Raw genomic sequence first — 2,988 nt, forward strand, 5'->3', positions numbered from 1 at the left:
GTCAGGCGCTCTCCGCGCACCTGCACCAGGGGGGTGGCACAGCCGGCCAGCCACGCCAGGAAAATCAGGATGGAAAAGACCCTTACGGTCACTTGGCTGGCCCCTGTCCGCTTTCGTAGAAGGCGAACTCCCAGAGGCCTGAGGGCGCGTCGTGGCGCAAAAGTAGGTCGCCGCCCGTCCTCGCCCTGCAGCTTGAAGCAGTGGTGGTCCCGTCTGCCCCACCTGTCCACGATCTTGCGTATTCCGGTGAACGTGACCGCTCATTCCGGCTGAACGTGACCGTTGCGCATCGGGTGGTGTTACGCGGTTAAATTGTAAAGTCTGCGGTCACGATGGGTCGATATTTTTCTCCTTTCTGCTGGTTTTTGTTCGTTCGGTGCGCAGTGAATCGCCGGTCAGCGTGAAGCGGTGATTGCGCTGCATGATGCGGTCGAGGATGGCGTCGGCGATGGTGGCGTCACCGATCCATGCATGCCAGTGCTCAACTGGCAATTGGCTGGTAATGATCGTGGCCTTGTTGGCGGCGCGGTCGTCGATGATTTCCAGCAGGTCGGAGCGCGTCATGCTGTCGATCGCGCCCATGCCCCAGTCATCCAGAACCAGCACATCGGTCTTGGCCAGTTGAATCAGCCATTTGCCGAAGACCCCGCTGCCGTGCCGGATGCGCAGTTCTTCCGGCAGGCGGGGTACACGCTGATAGATGGCGGAGTAACCGCGCCGGCAGGCGTGTTGCGCCAGGGCGCAAGCGAGCCAGGATTTGCCGGCGCCGGTCGGCCCAGTAATCAACACGCTGTGGCCGGCACTGACCCAATCTCCCAATGCCAGGCTCATCACCTCGCGGCGGTCGATCCCGCGGCCCGAGCGGGTGTCGATGTCCTCGATGGCCGCCTGGCCATATTTCAGGTGCGCGTTCTTGAGCAGGCGCAGCAGCTTGCGGTCGTTACGGCAGTGGACCTCCCGGTCGATCAGGAGCGCGACGCGTTCCTCGAAGCTCAGCGCGGCCATGCCGGGCTGGGCCAGTTGTTCTTCCAGGCCCGTCGCCAGGCCGTCCAGTTTCAGGGTGCGCAGTTGCGCCAGGGTCGTATGCATCATCATCTTGGAATTCCTTATTGATAGTAGTCAGGGCCACGCACGTGGGCGTGCTCGGGACTGATCCAGTCGCCAGTGGTTGTCGGCGTGCTCTGGTCGCGGTTGTTGGTCAGGATGTCGCGCACGTGGCGGTACTGGCAGGCGCCAATCTGCAAGGCCAGCGTGCAGGCTGCCTCAAGACGGGGCTTGCCGTAGCGCTTGGCCAGCGATAGCAAGCCGAGGCAGGCGCGGTAGCCGTGCTCGGGATGCTTGTTCTCCGCCATCAGTCGCGTCACCGCCTCGGCCGTGGCCGGGCCGATGCTCTGGCCCCAGTGGATCAGGCGCTGCGGCGTCCACTCCATGTGGGCGCGATGCGCGGCCGGCATGTGGGCGGCGATGGTGGTGAAGCCGCCTTGCCGGCTATTGCGGGCGTGGCTGGCCACACGCTGTCCGCGATGCATGATCTCAACCACCGTCGTCGTGACGCGCGCTTCCAGCACCTGGCCAACCAGCGCGTGCGGCACGCTGTAGCGATGGCGCTCCACCTCGACGTGGTAGTCGATGTGCGCCTTGACGGTCTTGAAGTGCGCCAGTTCATAGCGCTGCAGCGGCAGCGGCAACAAGGCCGGCGCATCAAGCGTGGCGAAGGTGCTGGCGCGACTGCCGGGCAGCTTCTGGAACGGCTTGTCGTTGAGCCGCGTCAGCAGCGGCGCGATGGCCTGGTTGACCTCGTGCACGCTGCTGAATGGCTGATGGCGCAGGCGCGCCATGATCCAGCGTTCGACGATCTGCACCGCTGATTCCACAAGGGCCTTGTCCTGGGGATGGCGCGGCCGCGCCGGCAGGATCGAGGTGCCATAGTGGCGCGCGAAGTCGAGCACCGTGTCGTTGCTGCGCGGCTCGTAGCGGTTGGCGTCGGCGATCATCGCCTTCGGGTTGTCGGGGACGATGAGTTGGGGCACGCCGCCATAGAAACTCAGCGCACGCGCCGTCGATCCGAGCCAGTCGGCCATCGTCTCGCGCGGCGTGGCGCAGGCAAAAGTGTAGCTGGAGGCGCCCATCGCGGCGACGAAGATGTGGGCGCGGCTGCCATCGGTCAAGACGATGGTGGGGCCGGCGAAATCGATGAACAGCTTCTCGCCGGCGCGGTGGATCTGGCGCATCGAGCGCTTGAGTTGCCGGGCGAAGCGCCGGTAGTTGTCGCAGAACTGGGAATAGGCGTAGGTCTGGCAGTCCGCGTGATCGGCCCGGTATTCCTCCCACAGCAGCATCAGCGTCATGCCCTTGCGCCGCAATTCATGGTGCAAGCGGCCATAGTCCGGCTGAACATGGTCGCGCGGCCTTTCGGGGGCGACCAGCAGGCGCCGCTTCAGCGCGGCTTCGTCGGCGCCTTGAACCGCCGGCCAGTCCAGGCCTGCCGCAGCGGCGAGACCCACATACTTGGTGACGACGCCCTTCGAAATGCCCAGCGCAGCGGCAATCTGCTGGTGTGAGAGCTTGGCGTCCAGTTTCAGACGCAGTACGTCTTTTATATTACGCATAGTGATCCTTGGTGCGGGCACGCTGTCTCCAGACAAAAAACTGGAAAGCGTACCGGCTCGGTTGTTATATGCGTAACACCATTACTGCTTTGCACGACGCCGTTCCGGTATCGTGACCGCCAATTCCGGAAGATGCCAGAAATCGGTCACGATAGCCCGGAATAGACGGTCACGATGCGCCGGAATGACCGGTCACGATAGCCCGGAATCAGCGGTCACGATGCTCCGGAATACCCAATTGCGCGCCCCGACCACCCCCTGGCGCAGATCAGCCGCATTCCGCTCAGCCGGCTGGTGGAAGAAAACTTCATCCTGCGCGAGCGCGGCTCGGGCACGCGCAACGCCGTGGAACGTTTCTTCGAACAGCGCGACATCAAGC

General features: G+C 64.0%; 3 protein-coding genes. 1 reads left to right on the forward strand and 2 read right to left on the reverse strand.

The window, feature by feature from the left end:
- Positions 1-327: 327 nt before the first annotated feature.
- Both istB and istA read right to left on the reverse strand, forming a co-directional pair.
- Positions 328-1,095, reverse strand: a complete 768-nt coding sequence (istB, locus tag WB402_RS08610; RefSeq protein WP_424206902.1) for an IS21-like element helper ATPase IstB — start codon at positions 1,093-1,095, stop codon at positions 328-330.
- A gap of 11 nt (positions 1,096-1,106) precedes the next feature.
- Positions 1,107-2,630: an IS21 family transposase gene (gene istA / locus WB402_RS08615; RefSeq protein WP_424206904.1), complete on the reverse strand. Its 1,524-nt coding sequence runs from the start codon at positions 2,628-2,630 to the stop codon at positions 1,107-1,109.
- A 270-nt stretch (positions 2,631-2,900) separates the two neighbouring features.
- On the opposite strand from istA, the gene WB402_RS08620 reads away from it, so the two are divergent.
- The coding region (locus WB402_RS08620; protein WP_424206906.1) for a hypothetical protein at positions 2,901-2,988 on the forward strand (88 nt) is incomplete at its 3' end.

Source organism: Sulfuricaulis sp. (genome assembly GCF_049587675.1).
Lineage (GTDB): Bacteria > Pseudomonadota > Gammaproteobacteria > Acidiferrobacterales > Sulfurifustaceae > Sulfuricaulis.

What these genes read in the sequence shown, in the direction of transcription:
- istB (WP_424206902.1), bottom strand. Translation starts at nt 1,095, where the DNA reads ATGATGATGCATACGACCCTGGCGCAACTGCGCACCCTGAAACTGGAC.